We start from the raw sequence: 22,543 nt of genomic DNA, 5'->3' as shown, positions 1-22,543 counted from the left end.
AGACCCCGGCCCCCCTCCTGGATGGATCAGGCGGGAACGAGCAGTCTGGCGGTATCGGGCGGCTCCTCGATGTCGGCGCGGGTGGATCGCAACGCGACCCATCCGCTCCTGCCGTACAGCCGCTCGAGGCCTGGACTCACCGCACCGGCGGTCGCCTCGCGCCGGATGATCTCGACGATCACCAGATGAGCCCACCTGCGGTGCTTGTGGATCCTGACGTCCCGCGCGAAGCAGGCCGCCTCGATCTCTCCCGCGAAGGCCTCGAAGTCCTCCGCGCAGATGCCGGCCCTGGTGAGCACCAGCGCCTTCTCTCCCATGGCCGTGGGCGTGATCCACAGGACGAGCGGGATCCTGCCCGACCGGGTGTGCATGGTCGTCTCCAGGCAGACCCGCTGCAGCCGGTGACGGGAGGCGACGCACCACACGTGCGCGACGAGCCAGTTACGGCCCGCGCGGGTGGCGGCGGGCATCGAGATCGCGCTGGTGAGCGCGATGAACGGGACCCATCGGCCGCCCCCGAAAGCGCCCGCGACGACCACGACGAGCCCTACGGCGAGCAGCAGTTCGGTGCGGATCCGCCAGAGCCTGGCCAGCGCGCTGGAGCGCTCCGCCGCCGGCAGGTCCGCCACGGCGGGGTGAACCTGGTGCCGAGGATTGCGCGACATCTCACGACACCTCCTCGGGGACCAGCGAGGTGCGCGGCACCTTGAGCTGGTCGAACCTCGGGTCGCGGTACAGGCGGGAGCCGAATCCCGTGCGGCTGACGGTCCAACCGCGCCGGTGGGCGAACTCGTCGGGCTCCATGCAGATGTCCCTGTCGGCCCGTGCGATCCACCCTGCGACCATGTCCCGGATCCGGGACTTGATTCGGCTGAGTCCCTTGGTACCTTGTGAGTACATAGAAGACCCCTTTCGCGGCATTCTTGAGGTGGACTTCTGGCCGGGCCGGGCGCTGAGTGCTCGACCGTCACCCGGGTGGCAGCCCGTCAGTGTGACGATTCGGGATCGGCGTCGGTCCGGCTTCGTGCTGAATACCTGTGTCGCCTTTATCTGAACGGCGCCGTTGCCGGAAGGGGCGGCCTCGTGGGCCGCGCTTGGAGCGTCTGCGGAAGGCTCCGTGTGCGTATCGTCATCTCGCCTTCCTGGCCTGATCGTCCTCCCGTGACCTGGCCGCGGCAATAGCTCCAGCGGAAGAAAATTCAAATTTCTTCGCAATTCCCGCCGGGAGATGCGGCGCATAAGCTGATGCAACTTGCATGCGACGTTGCAGTGACGCCTGAGACGGGAGCGAAGGTGTCCGCCCGCGTTCGCGGGCTTCTCTCTTGCTCCCACCGTCCTCCCGTGGAAGCCTTATGGCAAGTCTTCGTGCGAGTCCCCGTGCAACTTGCACGGTCTCCATCACACTTTCGTTCCCGATGAGGAGAGCGGACGGTGCCACCAGAGCAGAGCAGCCCGACGGTGCGCAGGCTCAAGCTCGGCCAGGAGCTGCGCCAACTGCGCGAGCGCAGGAGCATGACGGGCGCCAGGGCGGCGAGTGAGCTGGGCTGGTCGCCGAGCAAGGTGAGCAGGATCGAGGCCGCCAAGACCAAGCCGAGCACCGACGACGTCAGGGCACTGGCCAAGCTCTACAAGGTCGACGATCCGAAACTGGACGAGCTGCTCGGATTGTTGGCTGATGCGTATCAGCGGGGCTGGTGGGAAGATTACGAAGGAACCCTGCCCGGGGCGTACACCAGATTCCTCGGGTTGGAGGCGGAGGCCAGGTTCCAACAAGGCTGGGAACCCCAGGTTGTGCCGGGCCTTCTGCAAACCGAGGACTACGCGCGGGAGGTCATCCTGGCCACTCGCGGCATCGTGCGCATCACGCACAGCGGTGTCCGAAGCCGGGTCGAGGCCCGGCTCGCCAGGCAACAGCGCGTTCTGCACAGACCTGATCCGTGCACGCTGCACGTCGTCCTGGACGAGTCGGCCCTGATGCGGCGTTTCGGTGAGCCCTCGGTGATGCGGGCGCAGATGGAACACCTGATAGAGGTGTCCGTCCTGCCTCATGTGTGCGTCCAGGTGCTGCCGCTGGAGTCGCTCCATCCGGTCAACACCGGCGCCTTCATCCATCTGCGGTTCGCGGCTTTCGACGATGTTGTATATCTGGAGCAGCTCTACAACGCACGCTTCGTCGAAGACCTCGAGCTGGTGGCTGGATACGAAACAGCCTTCAACCACATCAGGTCGGAGGCCCTGGACGAGAACGAATCACGCGTCCTCATCCAGCGCAAAGCCATGATGTGGAGAAGGTGACGACGAAGTGTTAACAGGGGCAATGGCGCCCCTTTTACCCATTTGGGGAGAAAATGCACATCGATACCTCCAGGGCGGCCTGGCAGAAGAGCAGCTTCTGCAACGGCGCTTCCACCTGCGTCGAGGTCGCCAGCCTGGCCGACGGCAGCGTCGCGCTCAGGGACGGCAAGGAGCAGGACGGTCCCGTCCTGGTCTTCACCCCGAGCGAGTGGGACGCTTTCACGGCCGGAGTTCGCGACGGCGAATTCGACCTGGCCGCGCTTGCGGCGAGCGCATAAAGAACGGCCCTGGCAGGTTGCTGGCACAACCCTCAGGGCCGCTCACTTCAGCCCGCCCGCAAGACGAGTGCAGAAGATCTTCACATCATGACACACGCCGGCCGCGGCCCCTCCTGACCCACACCAGCACCCCGACCAGCGCCGCTGCCGCCGTGCGCGGCGTCGGCGCAGGCGTGGCCTTCCACACGCCGTCGAGGATTCCGGCGAACCGCGCGTGACGGCGATTCTTCGCAACCGTCATCCTGTGCTCACGCGTTCGCTCCCAGAAACGCCTGCCCGCCTCCGTCGCGAACACATCGTGCCGCGCGTACTCCACCAAAAGGCCTGCGCCCGAGGAGGGCTGACCGGCGAGCCGGGCCTGGTCACCCGAAGTCCGGCAGCGCGAAGCCTTGTGGTGTCCTCCACGCGAGATCACGCGGTTTTATGCCTGGGAGACCTTCGGGCGGATGAGGAAGACCGAGCTCAACCCGGCAAGGGCGGCGAGAGCCGCCAGGGCGATGGCCGTCCCGATGGAGGCCTGTCCTGTGTGTCCCTGCATCAGCGAGATGAACAGCGTGCCGACCGTGGCCACGCCGATCACCTGACCCAGCTGCATGACCGTGAGCAGGGCGCCGCTGGCGTCGGCCGCGTAGGCGGCGTCGACCTGCTGGGTGGCCATGTTGGTCACCGCGATCTGCACACCGAGCCCCGCGCCGATGAGCGCGCTGAGGATCGCGTACGGCAGGCCGCCCCCCGAGGCGGCGGCCAGCCCGAGGTAGGCGGGCGCCGCGATGACGTACCCGAACGGCACGAGCGTACGCTGCAGCCGCTGCGGCAGCCTGGGCCAGGCCAGCCCGACGGCGGCGAAGGCCAGCGCGCACGGCACCAGCATCAGGCCGGACATCAGCGGCGTCAGGTGCAGTTCGCCCTGGAGGTGCAGCGCCGAGGTGAACAGGAACGCCCCCCAGGTGGCGGGGCCGAACAGCAGCACCGCGAGTCCGGGCCGCATGCCGGGCGCGCGCAGGACCCTGGCGTCCACCAGGGGACGGCCGCCGCGGGCGGTCACCCAGCGCTCCACGCGGATGAACAGCGCGAAGACCGCGAGACCCGCCGCCATCGACACCCATCCCCACAGTGGCCAGCCGAGGTCGCGGCCGAGCACCAGCGGCACGATGACCAGCAGGACCGCCGAGGAGAGCGTGACCAGGCCGAGCGGGTCCAGTCCCGCCCTGCCGCCGCCCTGGTCGGCGGGGAGCACCCGAAGCCCCGCGACGAGCAGCAGCGCGCCGATCGGCACGAGCACGAGGAAAACGATCCGCCAGCCGACGCCGAATCCCAGCAGGATGCCGCCGAGCGCCTGGCCGACGACGATGCCCCCGCTCACCACCGCCGACCAGAGGCCGAGCGCCCTGCCGCGCGCCTCGCCCTGGTAGTTGCGCTGGATCAGCGTCAGCACCTGCGGCATCATGAGCGCCGCTCCCGCGCCCTGCGCGAAGCGGAAGGCGACCAGCGCTCCTGTGGACGGCGCCAGCCCGCAGCCGAGTGTGGTCAAGGTGAACAGGGCCAAGCCGGTCAGGAAGGTGTTGCGGTAGCCGAACAGGTCGCCGACCCTGGCACCGGTGATCAACAGGACGGCATAGGTGATGGTGTAGCCCGCGACGATCATCTGCAGCCCCGCGCCCGACGAGTGCAGGTCGGCCTCGATCGTGGGGGTGGCGACGTTGACGATGTTGACGTTCAAGATGGCGAGGAACTGGCCGAGCAGGACGATGGCCAGGAGGAGGCCACTGCTCCTTGTCGTGGTCGTCGCTGCGGCCGTGGCCGTGGCCGAGGTTTGGGTCATGCTACTACGGTGCTGGACGGTGGATACTAGTAAAAAGAGTCCATTTATCCCGGTATTGGTGGCACCCGGATGAGTAAGCGACGCGATGACCTGTCGGCCTTCCTGCGCTCCCGCCGCGAACGGGTGTCGCCCGAGATGGCGGGGCTGCCGCCCGGCACCCGCAGGCGTACTCCCGGCCTGCGCAGGGAAGAGGTCGCCCAGCTCGCAGGCGTGGGCGTCACCTGGTACACGTGGCTGGAGCAGGGCCGGCCCATCAACGTCAGCCTGCAGGTCCTCGACTCCATCGCGCGCACACTGATGCTCGACACCGCCGAGCGCCAGCAGCTCTACCTGCTGGCGGGACACGCCGTCGCCGCCCCCGTGCACGACTCCACCCGCGTCACGCCCGCCATGCAGGAGATCATCGACAGGCTCAGCCCGTTGCCCGCGTCGTTCAGCACGAGCCGCCATGACGTCCTGGCCTGGAACCCGGCCTACGCCGCGCTCTTCCCCGAACTGGTCGGCGCCCCCGAGGAGGAGCGCAACACGCTGTGGCAGTGCTTCGTCAACGCCGAGTGGCGGACCGCGCTCGTCGACAGGGAGCAGGAACTGCACGGCAGCGTCGCCGTCTTCCGCGGGGCCTACACCCGCCACGCCGACGACCCCATGTGGCGCGACTTCGTGAAGCGGCTGTCGGCAGCCAGCCCCGAGTTCGCCAGGCTGTGGGCCACCCACGACGTGGCCGACCCCCGTTCGAGGGAGAAGACGTTCGACAACGACATGGTGGGGCGGCTGCGGTTCACGAGCACCATGTTCAACTGCACGGGCGCCCCCGAGACCCGAATGATCGTTTACACTCCGGTCGACGAGGCCACACATTCGGCCGTGGTGTGGCTCACCGCGCACAGCGAGCGCGCGCATGGCATGCTCGGTGCCTGAAACCGGGAGGGTGAATGAGAGCGAGCCGCGCTGTGGCCGTTGCTGGCGTCGCGATCGCGCTGACCGCCTGTTCGGCGGCGAAAGGCGATCCCGTCACGGATGTGGCGGAGAAGCCGACGATTTCCCCGAGCCTGCCGCAGGAGCCGGAGCGCACGCCGTACACGATCTCCTTCGGTGGTGACGTGCACTTCGAGGGCGTGCTGAGGGGCAGACTCAACAACCCGCGCACCGCGCTCGGCCCGATCGCCAAGGTGCTCAAGTCGTCGGATCTGGCGATGGTCAACCTGGAGACGGCGATCACCACCGCCGGCACCCCCGCGCCGGGCAAGCAGTACACCTTCCGCGCGCCCGCCTCTGCCTTCACGGCGCTCAAGGCCGCGGGCGTGGACGTGGTCTCGATGGCCAACAACCACGGCATGGACTACATGGAGAGCGGCCTGACCGACTCGCTCGCCGCGATCAAAAGGTCCAAGTTCCCCGTCGTGGGCATCGGCAGGAACGAGACCGAGGCCTACCGGCCCTACCGCGTCACGGTCAACGGCAACCGCGTGGCGATCATCGGCGCCACCCAGGTGCTCGACGCCGAGTTCATCCAGTCGTGGACCGCCTCGGGCGACAAGGGCGGGCTGGCCTCGGCGAAGAACGAGGCCCGCCTGATCCGTGCGGTACGGCAGGCCCGCAAGAGCGCCGACACGGTGATCGTGCACCTCCACTGGGGCACCGAGATGCAGAAGTGTCCCAACCCCGCCCAGCGTCTGCTGGCCCCCAAGCTGGTCAAGGCCGGAGCGGACGTCATCGTCGGCGGCCACGCGCACATCCTGCTCGGCAGCGGCTTCATCGGCAACTCCTACGTCAACTACGGCCTGGGCAACTTCGTCTTCTACAACTGGGGCCCCGAGACCGGCAGGACAGGCGTGCTCACGCTCACGATCGACGGGCGCAAGGTGATCAAGGACAGGTGGACACCCGCGACCATCCAGGGCGGCGTGCCGATCCCGCTGACCGGGGCGGCCAGGATCCAGGCCGTCTCCGGCTGGAAGGACCTGCGTTCGTGCACGGGTCTGGCCGGGAGCCCGGCCGACAGTTAACTTTGGACCGTGCGTCTAATAGATTCCGGTGAGGTGCGATTAGCCGTCTACGAGCAGGGCGACCCCGCCGGCCCGACGATCCTGTTCCTGCACGGCTACCCCGACGACCATCGCGTGTGGGACCAGGTCGTCCGGCGGCTGGAAGGCGGCCACCACATCGTCCGCTACGACGTGCGGGGAAGCGGTGGGTCCTCCGCGCCCCGTTCCGTCAGCGGCTACCGGCTCGAACGGCTCGCCGCCGACATGGACGCCGTGCTCGACGCCGTCGGCAAGCCCCAGGTGCACCTCGTCGCCCACGACTGGGGCTCCATCCAGGGCTGGTACGTGGCCGGCAGGAGCGACAGGCTCGCCTCCTTCACCACGATCGGCGGTCCCGGGCTCGACCAGACCGCCGCGTTCTTCCGCCAGGCAGGCCGTACCCGGGTGCTCGGGCAGCTGCTGCGGTCCTGGTACATCGCAGGGTTCCAGCTCCCGGTGATCCCCGAGCTGGTCATGGGCGCGCTCGCCCCCGCGCTCGGCGCCACCGCCGCAGACGCCCGCAACGGGCTCGACCTCTACCGCGCCAACATGCTCAACCGCCTGCGACGGCCCGGCGACCCGCGCGTGAACACGCCCGTGCAGCTCATCGAATGCACCCGCGACCCCTTCGTCTCGCCCTGGCTGCTCGCCTCGCTACGGCAGTGGGCGCCGGTGTTCAGGCGCGAACGGATCGCCGCCGACCACTGGGCGCAGCGCACGCAGCCCGAAGCGGTGGCCAAGCTGGTCGCCGAGTTCGTCGACTCGCGGAACAAAACGTGAGCGGCATTCCACGCGGTTCTACAATCCCGGTTTTCCCGGCGACGCCCGGCGCATTGGGGGCAAGATGAAGTCCGTGTCATCTCTGCCGGTAGACGAGGACGGCACCGAGCTCGCTCCGCTCCGCCGTCAGCCCACGCAGCGCCGTAGCGCTCGCAGGGTCGAGCGGATGCTCGACGCCTGCGCCCACCTGCTCGACGACGTCGGCTACGAAGCCCTCTCGACGACCCGCATCGCCGAACGCGCAGGAGTCGCGATCGGGTCCGTCTACCAGTTCTTCCCCGACAAGCGGGCCATCACCCAGGAGCTGACCCGGCGCAACGTCGAGCTGTTCGTCTCCAGGGTCGGGGCCCGCTTCCTCGACGAGGACTACAGGGGGTGGTGGGACGCCGTCGACGCGATCATCGACGAGTACGTCGCCATGCACAGGAGCGTTCCCGGCTTCAAGAGCCTCCACTTCGGCGACGTCGTCGACCTCAACCTGCTCGACTCCGACTCCGAGAACAACATGGTGATCGCGGGCCGGCTGCGCGGGCTGCTGCTCCAGGAGTACGGCCTGGCCGACAGCGAGGAGCTCGACGTCGCCATCCTGGTGGCCGTCGAGGCGGGCGACGCCGTGCTCAAGCTGGCCTTCCGCCGCGACCCTGCGGGCGCGCCCGACATCATCGAGGCCGCCAAGCAGCTCGTCAGGTCGTTCCTGTCGCGCAGGCTCAGTCCCCGCCGGCCACGCCAGGCGTGATCGGCTCCGACTGATCCTGGCGGGCATGCCGCTCGCCGCCCGTCCCCGGCGCGGGCACGAACGCCCGCGACGGGGGACGTTTCACCTTCAGACGGGTGGCGGGACCGGGGGAACAGGGACGGGGAAGCGACACCATCTCGATCTTGTTCGCGAGTCGCGCCTCCATCATCGCCACTCTTCGCTCGGCCGACTCCACGGCCTCCATCCGGGCGGAGAAATATCCGGCGGCGCCCGGGATGACGGTCGACAACACGGCTGCACAGGCGATCATGAAGGTGAAATGCTTGGCCATGCCCAGCCCCTTCCGCCCCTGATGACGTGAGCCTTATATGCCCTTGGTCCTGTAGGGACACGCGGTGTGTAGTGGGGTTTGCACGAATCGTTGCCGAAGCTGTGCACTGGCGGTGATGTGCATTGTCCAGGCAAACCGGGGACCACCTCGGTAGTCTCGCGGTGTGGCGCATGTGACCCGTGAGCACCTTGATCGAATGCTCGAGCAGGCCCTTCTGGCGGACGACCATAGTTCGCTGGCCAGGCAGCTCGGCGAGCTCGCCCTCACCTACTCCTCGGGCGACATCTCGCGCGCGGCCATCTTCGCGCTGGCCGCCGAGGAGTGGAAGCAGGCGGGGCAGCCGGACCGGGCGCTCGAATGCTTCCAGCGGGCGGTCGAGGACGGCGGCGAGTCGATGATCGATCCGCGGGCGGGCATCGCCGACACGCTTTTCGAGCTCGACAGGCCAGGGGAGGCGCGCGAGGTCATCGAGGCGCTCAGGGCGGAGGGCACCACGACGCCCGCCACGGCGCACAACATCGCCGAGACGCTCGTGGCGTACGGGGACCTGCAGGGCGGCCTCGAGTGGGCGACCCAGGCGGTGCTCGTGTGCGCCGAGGACGACCCCGAGCACGTCGCCCTGCTCCGCACCCGCTACCGCATCAGGCTCGACCTGGGCCTGCCGGAGGACGAACTCGACTCGCTCGTCTCCTGACCCGCCCGCCGTACTCCGCCCCAGCCTCGTCACGCCGGACTTCCTCGGTCAGGCGCACGTTTGAAGCCGCCCGGCCTCAGGTGAGGGTTTCGCCTTCCCGTCATCCCCGAGGACCTCGGCCGTCGGCGACGGTGCGGGCTCTCAGGCTCCAATGGCAAGGGTTCCCGTCTCCAGGGCCTCCCGAAGGGTCAGGGCGCCGGAGACGGGGAAGGGCCGTGCCCGGGAAAGGGGGCACGGCCCTGATCTATGTGGACCCGCGGACAGGAGGGCGCGCTCCTGTCCGGCAGGCGGAAACGGGCGCTCAGCCCTGGTCGAGGATCGGGCTCAGCTCCGGCACGCGCACGGTGCCTGTCACCCTCGACACGTCGTCCAGCGGCAGCGACCCCTCGGGCACGAGCTCCTTGACCTCCCCGACGACCGCGTCGAGCGGTACGGACGTGTCGGCCGGTGCCTTCACGGAAGTCTTCCCGATCGCCTCGGGCAGCAAGGGCTTGGACACCGGCGGCAGGGCCGGCAGCATCGGGAGGACGGGGAGCTTGTCGGCGTTGGGCAGCGAAGGCAGCCCTCCCAGATCGGGCGAGGCGGCCAGATGCGAGGTCTCAGGCAGGCCCGCCTCGCTGGGCAGCCCTGCGGGGAGCGAGGGATGTCCCGCACCCGCGGCCACGCCGGCCATGTCGGCGACGCTGAAGACCGCGGTCGAGCGGGCCATGCCGGGCAGGCCCAGCTTCTTGGCGAGCTGCTCGGCCGCGATCGCCGCCTCGGAGTTCGCGGGAACGGTCATCGAGGTGTGCGTGGCCTGGGCCCTGAACTCCGCCGCTTCGTCGCAGAACGAGGCCAACGTCGTCCCGTCGTTGATCGCGAGCCGCTGCCCGCAGACTCCCGCCGACGCGGGCCCCGAGACCATGCCCATGCCGGTCGCCAGGACGGCCACCGCAAGGACGCTCCGAATTCTCCGTGATGCGTTCGACATGCACGTTCCCCCGATCGTGTTCGGTGATCCGACGAAAGACGAAGCTAGTGACGACGACACGGCGGGCGGCGCGGCTTGGGCCAACGGTGGTGAAGCCCTTAATGATCGAGACGCGTGCCGCGAACATCTCGTAACACTGGCGCGCGGCGAGGGCGATTACGTATAGCTTCAGCAAAGAGTGGATGGTCCGTGAATGAGGGGATTCCGCAGTGCCGCCGGTCGTCCTCACGCACGCCGCGACCGCCCCGCACCGGGTGGGCGACCTGGTGGCGGCGGTGCTGCGCGACATGGAGGACCTCGCCGTGCGCCGCTTCCCGCAGTGGTTACCGGGTGCCGAGGACATCGCGGGCCCCGGTGGCGCAGGGGTGCGGGCGGTGCGCGTGCTCGCCGTACGGCTGGCGGCAGGGGACGGGCACTTCGGGCCGTTCCTCGCCGACCTGGCCGAGGCGGCGCTGAGAGGCCGCCCCTGTACGGCACGCTTCTCCGCTGAGGTGCGCGCGGCGGGCCTCGGCAGGGTCATCGGGACCGGTTCGACGATCGCGGTCGCGTCGTGCGGCGAGCTGAGCCAGGGCGAGGCGGACGTGCTGTCGGCGGCCTGCCAGTGGCTCGAACGCTGGACGGGCTTGCGCGTCCTGCGCGCCCCCTCGGCCCCGGCCGTGACGGCCGCTGCTCTCCCGGCTCCCGCCCCTCCATCCGCCCCGCCGCGCGCCTCCGACGGACCCGTGCCGCAGGACCGGCTCGCGCCGCCCGATCGAGGCGGGCCGTGGGAGCCGAGGAAGGGGCGGCCACATCACGCGAGCCCCGCCGAGCAGCGCATGGAGAGCGTGCTCAGGCGGTGCGAATGGGCGGCCGGCAGGGAGTGGAACCAGGTCTACGCCTCGCACCCGCTCAGCAACCCGATCAGGGTCGACCTCCTCTGGAGGGAGGCGCGGCTGATCGTCGAGATCGACGACGACAGCCACCTGAGGCAGGAGACGTTCGAGTCGGACCGGCGGCGTGACGTGCGCCTGGCGCGGGACGGCTTTGTGGTGCTGCGCTTCACCAGTCGCGCCGTTCTGACGGACGCGCAGGCAGTGGCCCGCGAGATCGCGGCGTTCGTCAACGAAGGGGTAGGAAATGGCACTGTCGGTTCCGCAGATCTCCGTGATGATCGTCCTCATGGCCGAGGCCGATGAGGTGACCAACCCGGAGCTGAAGGAGCGGTACAACATCACCCTCGACGGCAAGGACCGCCGTCACCTGAACGACCTCAAGCTGGTCGAGAGCCACAAACGGGGCCGGTCGTTCGCGCACGTGCTGACCGACGACGGGTGGGCGCGGCTGGCCGAGGAGATCCGTGCGGGCGTGAAGGTCACCTCCGGCTCGAACGGCGCCGCGCTGAGAGCGGTGCTGGCCGGGCTCGTGCGTTTCCTGTCTCGCACGGACCAGCGCTTCGGCGACGTCTTCCAGCCCGCGCAGGCGGCCGCGGAGGACGGGGTGCAGGACGTCGAGGCGAGGGTGCGCGCCGTCTACGCCGAGCTGACCCGCGAGCCGGGCGGCTGGGTGAGCCTGACCGACGTGCGCGTTCGGCTGGCCGACGTGCCCCAGAACGTGATGGACGAGGCGCTGCGCAGCCTCAACAGGCAGCCCGACGTCGTCATGGTGCCCGAGGACAACCAGAAGGCGCTCAGGCCGGAGGACCGCAGGGCGGCGCTGGCCGTGGGCGACCAGGACAAGCACTACCTGTCGATCGGCGCGCGATGACGGCGGAATGGGAGGCGCTGGGCGCGCTGCGGCTCAACGCCGTCCACGCTCCTGACGACGTGTGGCGGCCCTCGCCGTACCACGTGGAGAGCCTGCACCCGATGGCCGCGCTCGACCTGCGCCGAGGGGTGACGGAGGCGAAGGAGAGCGCCGACGCCAGCCCGGTCGGGGTGGTGATCCAGGGGCAGCGGGGCACCGGCAAGACCCACCTGCTGGGCTGGGCGCGCGAGCACGCGCAGCGGGAGGGCGGCTACTTCTTCCTGGTCGGCCTGCTGGACGCCAGGAGCTTCTGGGACAGCATCGTGATCGCGATGCTCGACAGCCTCTGGCGTCCGGCCGAGGACGGCCAGTCGCAGCTGCGGCTGCTGCTGAACCGGCTGGCCCAGCTCGCCGACGTGCCCAGGATGGTACGGCGGGCCGTCGACGGCAGGGGCCACCTGGACAGGAGGGCGCTCGATCTGTTCGTGGAGGCGCTGCGCCGCAAGGGCGGCACCGTCCTCAGGGACGCGCACGACACGGCGAGGGCGCTGGTGCTGCTGGCCTCCGACGACCTGGCGGCGCAGGACGCGGGCCAGGCCTACCTGTCGTCCGTCCCCGACGAGGGGCTGGGCAAGGACTGGGGGCTGACCAGCGTCTACCGGTCGCCGCAGGAGGTGGTACGCGACCTGTCGCGGCTCCTGGCGCTGACGGGCCCATCAGTGATCGCCGTCGACCAGGTCGACGCGCTCGTCGCGCAGTCGAGCGCCCGCCTGGTGGACGACGGGCAGGGCGCCGTCGTCGAGCAGGTGGCCGGAGGGCTGATGGCCCTGCGTGACGTCACCAGGCGCACGCTGACCGTGCTGTCGTGCCTGCCGCACACCTGGATGCTGATCCGCGACCAGGCGACCGCCACGGTCCGCGACAGGTTCAGGGAACCGGCCACGCTCAGGGTGCTGAAGGACGCGCAGACCGCGAGGGCCATCGTCGAGCGGCGTTTCGCGGCGGGGTTCGGGCGGGCGGGGTTCGTCCCGCCGTACCCGACGTGGCCGGTGAGGGAAGAGGCCTTCGACAGCGCAGTCGGCCTGACTCCGCGCCAGATCCTCATCAAGATCGACAAGCATGTCCAGAGCTGCCTCGCCGAGGGCGAGATCAGGGAGCTCGACCGGCTGGACGAGCCTGGGGACGGCGGAGGCGGCGGGGCCAGCCCTCCGTCCGACGTCGGCCCCTCGGGGCTGGCCGCGCTCGACGCCCACTTCGCCATGCTGAGGGAGAGCGCCGAAGTCGAGCCCGCGCTGGATCCCAGGACCGAGGACGCCGTCATGCCGGGGCTGCTGTCGGCCGGGCTGACGGCCTGGATGGCGGGCAGGGGCGCGGCGGCCCACAGGTACGCCCAGGACCCTCCGCCGAGCAGGAAGCCGCCGCTGCACGCCCGCCTGCGCCTGACGCTCGACGAGGCGACGGAGGACGAGGTGCACTGGTGCTTCAGGGGCATCGCCAGCACGAGTCCCGTCGCGGCCCTGCACCGGCTGAGGGCGGCGTGCGTCTCGGCGGGGCTGCGTGAGGGGGTGCCCAGGCGGCAGCTGTTCGTGCTGCGCAACGAGGACTGGTCGGGCGGCCCCAAGACGAAGGAGGCGCTTGCGTCGTTCGAGGCGGCGGGCGGCAGGGTGCTGCGGGTCGACGAGGCGGATCTGCGGACGCTGTCGGCGCTGCGGGCGCTGCTCGACGAGGAGCCTGCGCACCTGCAGGAATGGCTGGCGGCCCGGCGGCCCGCCGATGACGTGAAGCTGCTGGTCGAGGCCCTCACCAGGCCGGCCACGGAGCCGCAGCCGCCTGCCCCGGCGGACGACCTCGACACGACCCGCCCGATCGCCACAGGCCCGTCCGCCACGTCCCTGTCCTCCCCACCTCCTCCTGCCACACCCCCGTCCTCCGCGCCCCCGCGTGCCACTGCCCCGTCCGTCACGGCCCCGCCGGTCGTGGACTTGACCGGCGCGCCCCCGTCCGTCACGGGCCCGTCCGTCGTGGCTCCCGACCAGCCCGCGCCCGTGGAGGAGCCCGCACAGGAACCGGGGAAGGAACGGTCGTCGACCGTCGGCAGGCGGACGGAGGACGACGGGTCGTTGACCCTCGGCAGGGAGACGGGCGCGGGCGCGCCCGTGCGCCTCGAACTGGCCGCCCTCAGGAAGCACACGGTCATCTTCGCGGGCTCGGGATCGGGCAAGACCGTGCTGATCCGCAGGCTCATCGAGGAGTGCGCGCTGCAGGGCGTCTCCGCCATCGTGCTGGATCCGAACAACGACCTGTCCCGCCTCGGTACGGCATGGCCGTCGCCCCCGCCCACCTGGGAGGACGGCGACCAGCGCAAGGCCGCCGCCTACCTGGCGAACACCGACGTCGTCGTCTGGACCCCCGGCAGGCAGACCGGCCGCCCCCTCACCTTCCAGCCGCTGCCCGACCTGAGCGGCCTGGCCGACGACCCCGACGAGTTCCGCCTGGCGCTGGACGCCTCGGTCGCCGCCCTCGCCCCCAAGGCCAGGATCGACGGGCCGACGGCCAAGGCGCAGCGCTCCCAGGCCGTGCTGAGGGAGGCGATGGCCTACCACGCGAGGGCGGGCTCGCACGGGCTCGAAGGGCTGATCGCGCTGCTGTCCGAGCTGCCCGAGGCGGTCAGCGACCTGGACGGCGCGGCGAAGCTGGCCGCGGAGACGGCGCAGAACCTGCGCGCGGCGGTCATCAACGACCCGATGTTCGGCGGCGAGGGCACCGCGGTCGACCCCGGGGTGCTGCTGACGCCCGAGCGGGGGCGCCGGGCGCGGGTCTCGGTGATCAACCTGGCCGGGCTGCAGGAAGACGGTCAGCGGCAGAGCTTCGTCAACCGGCTGCAGCTCGGGCTGTTCGCCTGGTTCAGGCGGCGGCCGGCGGGCGACAGGCCGCTGGGCGGGCTGCTGGTCATGGACGAGGCGCAGACGTTCGCCCCGCAGGGGAGGACCACCCCCGCCACCGGCAGCACGTTGATGCTCGCCTCGCAGGCCCGCAAGTACGGGCTGGGCCTGGTCTTCGCCACCCAGGCGCCGAAAGGCCTGCACAACCACATCCCCGGTAACGCCGCCACGCAGTTCTTCGGCTTCCTGAACGCGCCGATCCAGATCGCGGCCGCGCAGGAGATGGCCAGGTTGAAGGGCGGAGGGGCGCAGGAGATCGGGCGGCTGAGGGCCGGCCAGTTCTACGTGGCGGCCGAAGGGGCGGGGTTCCACCGGATCAGGGTGCCGATGTGCCTCAGCCACCATCCGGCGTCCCCGCCCACCTCCGAGGAGGTCCTGTCCCTGGCCCGGGCCGACGGCGCCTGACGTCACGAAAAGGCCCCGGACGAGAGCATCCGGGGCCGGGTCGTCGAACAGATCAGGCGCGGGCGATCGTCAGCTCGTCGTCGCCCAGGTCGACCTGGACCGTGTCGCCGTCGATCACCTCACCCGACAGCACCGCCTTCGCGAGCTTGTCCCCGATCGCCGACTGCACCAGCCGCCGCAGCGGCCGCGCGCCGTACATCGGGTCGTAGCCGGTGATCGCCAGCCAGTCGCGGGCCGCGGGCGTGACGTTCAGGGCGAGCCGCCGCTCGGCGAGCCGCCGCGCGAGGCGCTCCACCTGCAGGTCGACGATCTTCGTCAGCTCCTCCGAGCCGAGCGAGTCGAACAGGATGACGTCGTCGAGCCTGTTGAGGAACTCCGGCTTGAACGACGCCCGCACCGCGCCCATCACGGCGTCGCGCTTGGCGCCGTTCTCCAGCTTCGGGTCGACGAGGTACTGCGAGCCGATGTTGGAGGTCAGGATGAGGATCGTGTTGCGGAAGTCGACCGTGCGGCCCTGCCCGTCGGTCAGCCGCCCGTCGTCGAGCACCTGCAGCAGGATGTCGAAGACCTCGGGGTGCGCCTTCTCAACCTCGTCCAGCAGCACGACGGTGTAGGGACGCCGCCGCACGGCCTCGGTGAGCTGTCCGCCCTCCTCGTAGCCGACGTAGCCGGGAGGCGCGCCGACCAGGCGGGCGACGCTGTGCTTCTCGGAGTACTCGGACATGTCGATGCGGGTCATCGCCCGTTCGTCGTCGAACAGGAACTCCGCCAGCGCCTTGGCCAGCTCCGTCTTGCCCACGCCCGTCGGGCCGAGGAACAGGAACGACCCTGTCGGCCTGTCGGGGTCGGCGATGCCCGCGCGGGTGCGCCGTACGGCGTCGGAGACGGCCTGGACGGCCTCGCGCTGGCCGATGAGCCGCCTGCCGAGCTCGTCCTCCATCCGCAGCAGCTTGGCCGTCTCCGCCTCCAGCAGGCGGCCCGCAGGGATGCCGGTCCACGAGGAGATGACCTCGGCGATGTCGTCGGGGCCGACCTCCTCCTTGACCATCTGCTGGTCGGGGGTCTCCTGGGTGGCGGTCGACAGTTCCTTCTCCAGGCGCGGCACCTCGTCGTACAGCAGCCTGGACGCCTCGGCGTAGTTGCCGTCGCGCTGGAAGCGCTCGGCGGCGCCGCGCACCTCGTCGAGCTGCTTCTTCAGGTCGCCGACCCTGTTGAGGCCGTCCTTCTCCCGCTGCCACCTGGCGACGAGGGCGTTGAGCTCCTCCTGCCGGTCGGCCAGCTCGGCGCGCAGTCGTTCGAGGCGCTGGATGGAGGCCTCGTCGGTCTCCTTCGCCAGCGCCAGCTCCTCCATCTTCATCCTGTCGACGTTGCGCTGGAGCTGGTCGATCTCGACGGGACGCGAGTCGATCTCCATGCGCAGCCGCGAGGCGGCCTCGTCGACCAGGTCGATGGCCTTGTCGGGCAGGAAGCGGCTGGTGATGTAGCGGTCGGACAGCGCCGCGGCGGCCACGAGCGCGCTGTCGGCGATCTGCACCTGGTGGTGGGCCTCGTAGCGGCCCTTCAGCCCACGCAGGATCGCGATCGTGTCCTCGACCGACGGCTCACCGACGAACACCTGCTGGAAGCGCCGCTCGAGCGCGGGGTCCTTCTCGATGCGCTCGCGGTACTCGTCGAGCGTGGTCGCGCCGATCATGCGCAGCTCGCCGCGCGCCAGCATCGGCTTGAGCATGTTGCCCGCGTCCATGGCGCCCTCGGCCGCGCCCGCGCCGACCACGGTGTGCAGTTCGTCGATGAAGGTGACGATCTGCCCGTTGCTCTCCTTGATCTCCGAGAGCACGGCCTTGAGGCGCTCCTCGAACTCGCCGCGGTACTTCGCGCCCGCGACCATCGCGCCCAGGTCGAGCGAGATCAGCTTCTTGTTGCGCAGCGACTCGGGCACGTCACCCGCGACGATCCGCTGGGCCAGGCCCTCGACGACCGCGGTCTTGCCGACACCGGGCTCGCCGATCAGCACAGGGTTGTTCTTGGTACGGCGAGACAGCACCTGCACCACACGCCTGATCTCGGAGTCGCGCCCGATCACCGGGTCGAGCTTGCCGCTCCTGGCCCGCTCTGTCAGGTCGACGCCGTACTTCTCCAGCGCCTGGTAGGTGTCCTCGGGCGTCTCGCTGGTGACCCTCGCGTGCCCGCGCACCTTCTCGAACGCGTCGAGCAGCGCCTGCGGCGTGGCCCCGGTCCCCTGCAGGAGCGTGGCCATCTCGCCGCCGTCGGTCGCGAGACCGACCAGCAGGTGCTCGGTCGAGACGTACTCGTCCTCCAGTCGCTTGGCCCGCTGCGCAGCGGTGTTGATCACCGTGAGCAGCTGCCGTGAGCTGGAGGGCGCGCTCACCGTGGCGCCCTGCGCCTTCGGCAGGGCCGCCAGCGCGGTCTCCACCTTCGCGCGCAACGTCTTCCAATCGACGCCGACCGCTTCGAGCAGGGGTACGGCGGTGCCGCCCGTCTGGGAGAGCAGGGCGGAGAGCAGATGCGCCGGTGCGATCTCGGGATTTCCCTCGGCGGCCGCCCGCCGCATCGCGACCGACAGCGCTTCCTGGCTCTTCTGGGTGAGCTTGTAGTCCATGTATTCAGGCCCCCGGTGGCAGCTCGTATCGGATCAGGGCTTTGACCATGGACACCTCGGCTCTGAGTCGGTGGACCTCCTCACGCAGCCTCAGCGCCTCGTTCTCCAGCTCAAGGATCCGTTTGATGCCGGCGAGGTTGATGCCTTCCTCCTGGGACAGGCGCTGCACCTCGCGCAGCTGGATGATGTCTCGCATCGAGTAGAGGCGGCCGCGCCCCGCCGTACGCCCGGGGCAGACCAGTCCCAGGCGGTCGTACTGCCGGAGGGTCTGCGGGTGCAGACCCGACAGCTGCGCGGCCACCGAGATGACATAGACGGGTGTCTCGTCCGACAGGTTGAAGTAGTTGGCGTCCATCGGCCTACTCGCTCCTGGCACGTTGGATGAGGTCGGCCCTCGGGTCCTCGCTCGCGGTGGCCGTACGGAACTCGTTCAGCAGCTCGCGCGACTTGTCGTCGAGCTCCTGCGGCACGAGCACCTCGACCGAGGCGAGCAGGTCGCCCTTGGTGCCGTCCTTACGGGTGGCCCCCCTGCCGCGAACCCTGAAGGTGCGGCCGTTGGGCGTGCCCGCCGGAATGCGCAGAGTGACAGGCATGCCCTTGAGGACGGGCACCTTGATCTCCGCGCCGAGTGCCGCCTCGGTGAAGGTGACGGGCACGGTGATGGTCAGGTTGTCGCCCGACCGCCCGAACACCGCGTGCGGCTTGACGTGGGTCTGGATGTAGAGGTCGCCCGCCGGCCCGCCGTTCTCGCCCGGCGCGCCCTTGCCCTTGAGCTTGACCCGCTGTCCGTCGGCCACCCCCGCGGGGATGCGCGCCTGGATGGTGCGGGTGCTCTTGGCCCTGCCGCTGCCGTCGCACACGGGGCACGGGTCGTCGACGAGGAGACCCCGGCCCTTACAGTCGCGGCACGGCTCGGAGAAGGCGAAGTTGCCCAGGTTACGGCTGGCCGCGCCGGTGCCCTCGCAGGTCGGGCAGACCCGCGGGGTGGTGCCGGCCTTGGCTCCCGTGCCGCTGCACGCCTTGCACGCCGACGACGTGGTCAGCCTGAGCGAGACGGTGTGGCCCTCCACCGCCTCGGTGAAGGTGAGCGTGACCTCGGACTCGATGTCCTGGCCGCGGCGCGGCCTGGTCGTCGTGCCCGTGGTGCGGGAGCCGCCCGCGCCGCCCCTGTTGAACAGTCCCCCGAAAAGGTCGCCGATGCGCTCGCTCGTGCTTCCGCTCTGCTGTCCCGTGCCGCCGAACAGGTCGCCGAAGTCGAACGGGAAACCACCGCCACCGCCGCCTGGCCGCGGCCCGCCCACGCCCGACCCGAACAGCGTGCGCGCCTCGTCGTACTCCTTGCGGCGCTTGCTGTCGGAGAGCACGTCGTTGGCCTCGGAGATCTCCTTGAACCTGGCCTCCTTGGCGGCGTCACCCTGGTTGGCGTCAGGGTGGTACTGCCTGGCCAGCTTCCTGTAGGCCTTCTTGATCTCGTCGGCGGTGGCGGTCTTGGGCACACCAAGGACGGCGTAGTAATCCTTCTCCAGGTAGTCCTTGGTGCTCATCTATGGCGTCCTTTCGGGGGTTTCTTAGTTTTCGTCGGACGCGGCCGGGGCGTCCTCGGGCTCGGCGACCGCGACCCTAGCGGGACGCAGCACCCGGTCGCCGATGCGGTAGCCGAGCTGCAGGACCTCGATGGCGGTCGGCTCGGTCACCTCCGAGGAGTAGCTGTGCATCAGCGCCTCGTGGACGGTCGGGTCGAAGGGCTCGCCCTTCTGACCGAACGAGGTCAGCCCCAGCTTGGTGACGACAGCTTCCAGAGACTCGGCGACCTTGGCGAAACCGCCGGTCAGCTCGCCGTGGTCGCGGGCTCTGCCGATGTCGTCGAGGACCGGCAGCAGCTCGGAGAGTGCCCCGGCGACCGCCTGCTCGCGCACCGCGACCCTGTCGCGCTCGACCCGCCTGCGGTAGTTGGTGTACTCCGCCTGCAGACGCTGCAGGTCGGCGGTGCGCTCGGCCAGGAGACCGGCGTCACCGCCGGCGGCCGGCGCGGCGTCCGCCGGAGGAGCGGCCTGGACCTGCTCCTCCGATACGGTCCTCGCCTTGCCTGTCTTGGGGTCGATCTTGCGGTTGTCGCGGATCACCGGCTCTGTCTCGGGCCCGTTATCGCGCGGGTCAGACATCGTCACTGGTCCTTCTTGGGCTGGTCTTCGTCCACGATCTCGGCCTCGACGACGTCGTCGTCGGCGTTGGCCTCGGCCTTGGCCTGCGCGGTGTCACCCTCGGGGGCGCCACCCGCCTGCTGGTTCTGAGCGTAGATCGCCGAACCCATCTTCTGGCTGACCGTGGCGAGCTTCTCGGCCGAGTTGCGGATCACGTCGGTGTCGGTGCCCTCGAGAGCCTTCTTCAGCTCCGCGAGCGCGTCGTTCACCTCGGTCTTGATCTCGCCGGGAACCTTGTCGTCGTTCTCGCGGAGGAACTTCTCCGTCTGGTAGGCGAGGCCGTCGGCGTTGTTGCGGACCTCGGCCTCCTCGCGACGCTTCTTGTCCTCTTCGGCGTAGGACTCGGCCTCGCGCATCATGCGCTCGATGTCGTCCTTCGGCAGCGCGGAGCCGCCGGTGATCGTCATCGTCTGCTCCTTGCCGGTACCGAGGTCCTTGGCGGAGACGTTGACGATGCCGTTGGCGTCGATGTCGAAGGTGACCTCGATCTGCGGGATGCCGCGCGGAGCCGGCGCGATGCCGGTCAGCTCGAACGTGGCCAGCTTCTTGTTGTACGAGGCGATCTCGCGCTCGCCCTGGTAGACCTGGATCTGCACCGACGGCTGGTTGTCCTCGGCCGTGGTGAAGACCTCGGAGCGCTTGGTCGGGATCGTCGTGTTGCGCTCGATGATCTTCGTGAAGATGCCGCCCTTGGTCTCGATGCCGAGGGACAGCGGGGTCACGTCGAGCAGCAGGACGTCCTTGACCTCACCCTTGAGCACACCCGCCTGCAGCGCGGCGCCGATGGCGACGACCTCGTCGGGGTTGACGCCCTTGTTGGGCTCCTTGCCGCCGGTGAGCTCCTTGACCAGCTCGGACACGGCGGGCATACGGGTCGAGCCACCGACGAGCACCACGTGGGCGATGTCGGCGACCTTGATGCCGGCGTCCTTGATGACCTGGTGGAACGGGCCCTTGGTCCGCTCGAGCAGGTCCGCGGTCAGGCGCTGGAACTCCGAGCGGGTCAGCTTCTCGTCCAGGTGGAGAGGACCCTCGGAGGAGGCGGTGATGTAGGGCAGGTTGATGTTGGTCTCAGCCTGGCTGGACAGCTCGATCTTGGCCTTCTCCGCGGCCTCGCGGAGGCGCTGGAGGGCCATCTTGTCCTTGGCCAGGTCGACGCCGTGCGCGTTCTGGAAGCGCTTGACCAGCTCGTCGACGACACGCTGGTCCCAGTCGTCGCCACCGAGGTGGTTGTCACCGGAGGTGGCCTTCACCTCGACGAAGCCGTGGCCGTCCTCCTGGCCGACGTCGAGCAGGGACACGTCGAACGTGCCGCCGCCGAGGTCGAAGACCAGGATGGTCTGGTCCTTGTCCTTGTCGAGGCCGTAGGCGAGGGCCGCGGCGGTCGGCTCGTTGATGATGCGGAGCACGTTGAGGCCCGCGATCGTGCCGGCCTCCTTGGTGGCCTGGCGCTGGGAGTCGTTGAAGTACGCCGGAACGGTGATCACGGCGTCCGTGATCTTCTCGCCCAGGTAGGCCTCGGCGTCCTGCTTGAGCTTCTGCAGGACGAAGGCGCTGATCTGCTGAGGGGAGAACTTCTTGCCGTCGATCTCCTGGGACCAGTTGGTGCCCATCTCGCGCTTGACCGAGCGAATCGTCCGGTCCACGTTGGTGACGGCCTGGCGCTTGGCCACCTCACCGACGAGGACCTCGCCGTTCTTCGCGAAGGCGACCACGGACGGCGTGGTCCGAGAGCCCTGCGCGTTGGCGATGACGGTGGGCTCACCGCCCTCGAGGATCGAGACGACGGAGTTGGTCGTCCCCAGGTCGATACCTACCGCACGTGCCATGAGTACGTCCTTGTAGTCAAAGTTGAGCTTGGTAGGCTCAACGTACGAACCGCCGGGTGGTTTGTCAAACGAGTTGAGCCTATCCGACTCAACCTGGGTGCGTGCGTCGGCATTCCCGACTTTCGGGAAAACGGATGACTCACGATGCCGAACGAGACGCGCTGCCACGACAGTTCCCCACGCCTCAGACCAGGACGGTCAACCCGTCCCCTGGGGACGGCGTCCGCCGGCTGGTCCGGACCCCGGCAGTACCTCCCGCCGATCCAGGCCCCGGCAGTATCTCCGCCGATCCCCGCCGGAACCTCTACCGGCGACCGTCACCCCGACGGAGGTTGTGCGGTGGGGTGTGTTGAGGTCGGCAATCCTGATCCGCCGGCCCGTCAGCCCGCCGACCGGTCGGCCCGCCGGGCTGGTGGGCCAGGCCGTGCAGGCGGCGGCCGACGTTCCCTCGCCTGGGTCACGCTCTTCCGCGCCGAGCCCAGGCGCTGGGTCCGCTGGGTGAGTGTCCGGGTTGTGTGGGCGGCGGCTGAAGGTCGGTTGCCCGCCTGGGTCATGGTTCTCCGGGCGTCCTGTCCCGGCATCGGGTGCGCTGGGCGAGCGTCCGGGTCGTGCGAGCCTCGGGCGAAGGTCCCTTGTCTGGGACACGGTTTTCCCACACGGCGTCGCGTCCCGGCATCGGGTGCGCGTGGCGAGCAGGTCGGGTCGTGCGGGCGGAGCCGAGGGTCGCGTCATGGTCATTCTCGCCGGCCTGTCCCCGCGCGGGCGCGCCCGGCAGCGGCGTTGGGACACGCCGACCCGCCCGACGACGCCGTCGAGCGGGTGGACCGGCCGGTGGTACACACGGGACGTCGCCCGCCTACCACTCCAGCTCGCATGAGCTCCGCGGAAATGCGATGCGGCTCCCACGTCTCCTGGCCGCCGCCGCGGGGACGC

At 69.8% G+C, this 22,543-nt stretch carries 21 protein-coding genes; 10 read left to right on the top strand and 11 right to left on the bottom strand.

Annotated features, from left to right (window positions below; genetic code table 11):
• Positions 1–26: 26 nt before the first annotated feature.
• Positions 27–665: a hypothetical protein gene (locus ACFSKW_RS37270; RefSeq protein ID WP_379578045.1), complete on the bottom strand. Its 639-nt coding sequence runs from the start codon at positions 663–665 to the stop codon at positions 27–29.
• 1 nt (position 666) lies between these two features.
• Complete coding sequence (locus tag ACFSKW_RS37265) at positions 667–846, bottom strand: hypothetical protein (protein ID WP_379578043.1); 180 nt, start codon at positions 844–846, stop codon at positions 667–669.
• 585 nt (positions 847–1,431) lie between these two features.
• Between ACFSKW_RS37265 and ACFSKW_RS37260 the strand changes: the two genes are divergently transcribed.
• Together ACFSKW_RS37260 and ACFSKW_RS37255 are read left to right on the top strand one after the other, a co-directional pair.
• Positions 1,432–2,295: a helix-turn-helix domain-containing protein gene (locus tag ACFSKW_RS37260; protein ID WP_379578041.1), complete on the top strand. Its 864-nt coding sequence runs from the start codon at positions 1,432–1,434 to the stop codon at positions 2,293–2,295.
• Between the two features lie 53 nt (positions 2,296–2,348).
• Positions 2,349–2,573: a DUF397 domain-containing protein gene (locus ACFSKW_RS37255; protein ID WP_379578039.1), complete on the top strand. Its 225-nt coding sequence runs from the start codon at positions 2,349–2,351 to the stop codon at positions 2,571–2,573.
• Between the two features lie 85 nt (positions 2,574–2,658).
• On the opposite strand, the gene ACFSKW_RS37250 is transcribed toward ACFSKW_RS37255, so the two are convergent.
• Together ACFSKW_RS37250 and ACFSKW_RS37245 are read right to left on the bottom strand one after the other, a co-directional pair.
• Positions 2,659–2,868, bottom strand: a complete 210-nt coding sequence (locus tag ACFSKW_RS37250) for a DUF6082 family protein (protein ID WP_379578175.1) — start codon at positions 2,866–2,868, stop codon at positions 2,659–2,661.
• 126 nt (positions 2,869–2,994) lie between these two features.
• Positions 2,995–4,395 (bottom strand): MFS transporter, encoded by a 1,401-nt coding sequence (locus ACFSKW_RS37245; RefSeq protein WP_379578037.1) that lies wholly within the window; start codon positions 4,393–4,395, stop codon positions 2,995–2,997.
• Positions 4,396–4,464: 69 nt separating this feature from the next.
• On the opposite strand from ACFSKW_RS37245, the gene ACFSKW_RS37240 reads away from it, so the two are divergent.
• The 4 genes from ACFSKW_RS37240 to ACFSKW_RS37225 all read left to right on the top strand — a co-directional run bounded on the left by ACFSKW_RS37240 (position 4,465) and on the right by ACFSKW_RS37225 (position 7,935).
• Positions 4,465–5,313 (top strand): helix-turn-helix transcriptional regulator, encoded by an 849-nt coding sequence (locus ACFSKW_RS37240; protein ID WP_379578035.1) that lies wholly within the window; start codon positions 4,465–4,467, stop codon positions 5,311–5,313.
• 14 nt (positions 5,314–5,327) lie between these two features.
• Positions 5,328–6,401, top strand: a complete 1,074-nt coding sequence (locus ACFSKW_RS37235; protein WP_379578033.1) for a CapA family protein — start codon at positions 5,328–5,330, stop codon at positions 6,399–6,401.
• A 33-nt stretch (positions 6,402–6,434) separates the two neighbouring features.
• Positions 6,435–7,199 carry an alpha/beta fold hydrolase gene (locus tag ACFSKW_RS37230; RefSeq protein WP_379578032.1) on the top strand — a complete coding sequence of 255 codons (765 nt, stop codon included), beginning with the start codon at positions 6,435–6,437 and terminating at the stop codon, positions 7,197–7,199.
• A gap of 64 nt (positions 7,200–7,263) precedes the next feature.
• Positions 7,264–7,935: a TetR/AcrR family transcriptional regulator gene (locus ACFSKW_RS37225; protein WP_379578030.1), complete on the top strand. Its 672-nt coding sequence runs from the start codon at positions 7,264–7,266 to the stop codon at positions 7,933–7,935.
• Here ACFSKW_RS37225 and ACFSKW_RS37220 read toward each other — a convergent pair.
• The gene (locus tag ACFSKW_RS37220; protein WP_379578029.1) at positions 7,907–8,227 is read right to left on the bottom strand and encodes a hypothetical protein; all 321 of its coding nucleotides are present in this window, start codon (positions 8,225–8,227) and stop codon (positions 7,907–7,909) included. The genes ACFSKW_RS37225 and ACFSKW_RS37220 overlap by 29 nt on opposite strands.
• A 196-nt stretch (positions 8,228–8,423) precedes the next feature.
• Here ACFSKW_RS37220 and ACFSKW_RS37215 point away from each other — a divergent pair, with 196 nt between their 5' ends.
• Positions 8,424–8,921: a tetratricopeptide repeat protein gene (locus tag ACFSKW_RS37215; RefSeq protein ID WP_379578028.1), complete on the top strand. Its 498-nt coding sequence runs from the start codon at positions 8,424–8,426 to the stop codon at positions 8,919–8,921.
• A 301-nt stretch (positions 8,922–9,222) separates the two neighbouring features.
• Here ACFSKW_RS37215 and ACFSKW_RS37210 read toward each other — a convergent pair whose 3' ends face one another.
• Complete coding sequence (locus ACFSKW_RS37210; protein ID WP_379578027.1) at positions 9,223–9,852, bottom strand: hypothetical protein; 630 nt, start codon at positions 9,850–9,852, stop codon at positions 9,223–9,225.
• Between the two features lie 248 nt (positions 9,853–10,100).
• On the opposite strand from ACFSKW_RS37210, the gene ACFSKW_RS37205 reads away from it, so the two are divergent.
• The 3 genes from ACFSKW_RS37205 to ACFSKW_RS37195 are packed head-to-tail and all read left to right on the top strand — an operon-like array spanning position 10,101 to position 14,960.
• Positions 10,101–11,066 (top strand): endonuclease domain-containing protein, encoded by a 966-nt coding sequence (locus ACFSKW_RS37205; protein ID WP_379578025.1) that lies wholly within the window; start codon positions 10,101–10,103, stop codon positions 11,064–11,066.
• Positions 11,008–11,634, top strand: a complete 627-nt coding sequence (locus ACFSKW_RS37200) for a hypothetical protein (RefSeq protein ID WP_379578024.1) — start codon at positions 11,008–11,010, stop codon at positions 11,632–11,634. The genes ACFSKW_RS37205 and ACFSKW_RS37200 overlap by 59 nt, the downstream gene beginning before the upstream one ends.
• Positions 11,631–14,960 (top strand): helicase HerA domain-containing protein, encoded by a 3,330-nt coding sequence (locus ACFSKW_RS37195; protein ID WP_379578022.1) that lies wholly within the window; start codon positions 11,631–11,633, stop codon positions 14,958–14,960. Before ACFSKW_RS37200 ends, ACFSKW_RS37195 begins: the two co-directional genes overlap by 4 nt.
• Before the next feature lie 52 nt (positions 14,961–15,012).
• Here the strand turns inward: ACFSKW_RS37195 and clpB are convergent, their stop codons facing one another.
• The 5 genes from clpB to dnaK are packed head-to-tail and all read right to left on the bottom strand — an operon-like array spanning position 15,013 to position 21,610.
• Positions 15,013–17,580, bottom strand: coding sequence for an ATP-dependent chaperone ClpB (clpB, locus tag ACFSKW_RS37190; RefSeq protein ID WP_379578020.1), 2,568 nt, complete (start codon positions 17,578–17,580; stop codon positions 15,013–15,015).
• 4 nt (positions 17,581–17,584) lie between these two features.
• A complete protein-coding gene (locus ACFSKW_RS37185; RefSeq protein ID WP_379578018.1) occupies positions 17,585–17,935 on the bottom strand; it encodes a heat shock protein transcriptional repressor HspR in 351 nt (116 codons plus the stop codon).
• Positions 17,936–17,939: 4 nt separating this feature from the next.
• Positions 17,940–19,124 carry a molecular chaperone DnaJ gene (gene dnaJ, locus ACFSKW_RS37180; protein ID WP_379578016.1) on the bottom strand — a complete coding sequence of 395 codons (1,185 nt, stop codon included), beginning with the start codon at positions 19,122–19,124 and terminating at the stop codon, positions 17,940–17,942.
• Between the two features lie 24 nt (positions 19,125–19,148).
• Positions 19,149–19,742, bottom strand: a complete 594-nt coding sequence (grpE, locus tag ACFSKW_RS37175; protein ID WP_379578014.1) for a nucleotide exchange factor GrpE — start codon at positions 19,740–19,742, stop codon at positions 19,149–19,151.
• 2 nt (positions 19,743–19,744) lie between these two features.
• Positions 19,745–21,610: a molecular chaperone DnaK gene (dnaK, locus tag ACFSKW_RS37170; protein WP_379578012.1), complete on the bottom strand. Its 1,866-nt coding sequence runs from the start codon at positions 21,608–21,610 to the stop codon at positions 19,745–19,747.
• Positions 21,611–22,543 lie beyond the last annotated feature (933 nt).

This window comes from Nonomuraea mangrovi (assembly GCF_042681425.1).
In the GTDB taxonomy this organism is placed as follows: Bacteria; Actinomycetota; Actinomycetes; order Streptosporangiales; family Streptosporangiaceae; genus Nonomuraea; species Nonomuraea mangrovi.
The sequence above is the reverse complement of the archived record's forward strand: the minus strand, read 5'-3'. Positions and strand labels throughout refer to the sequence as shown.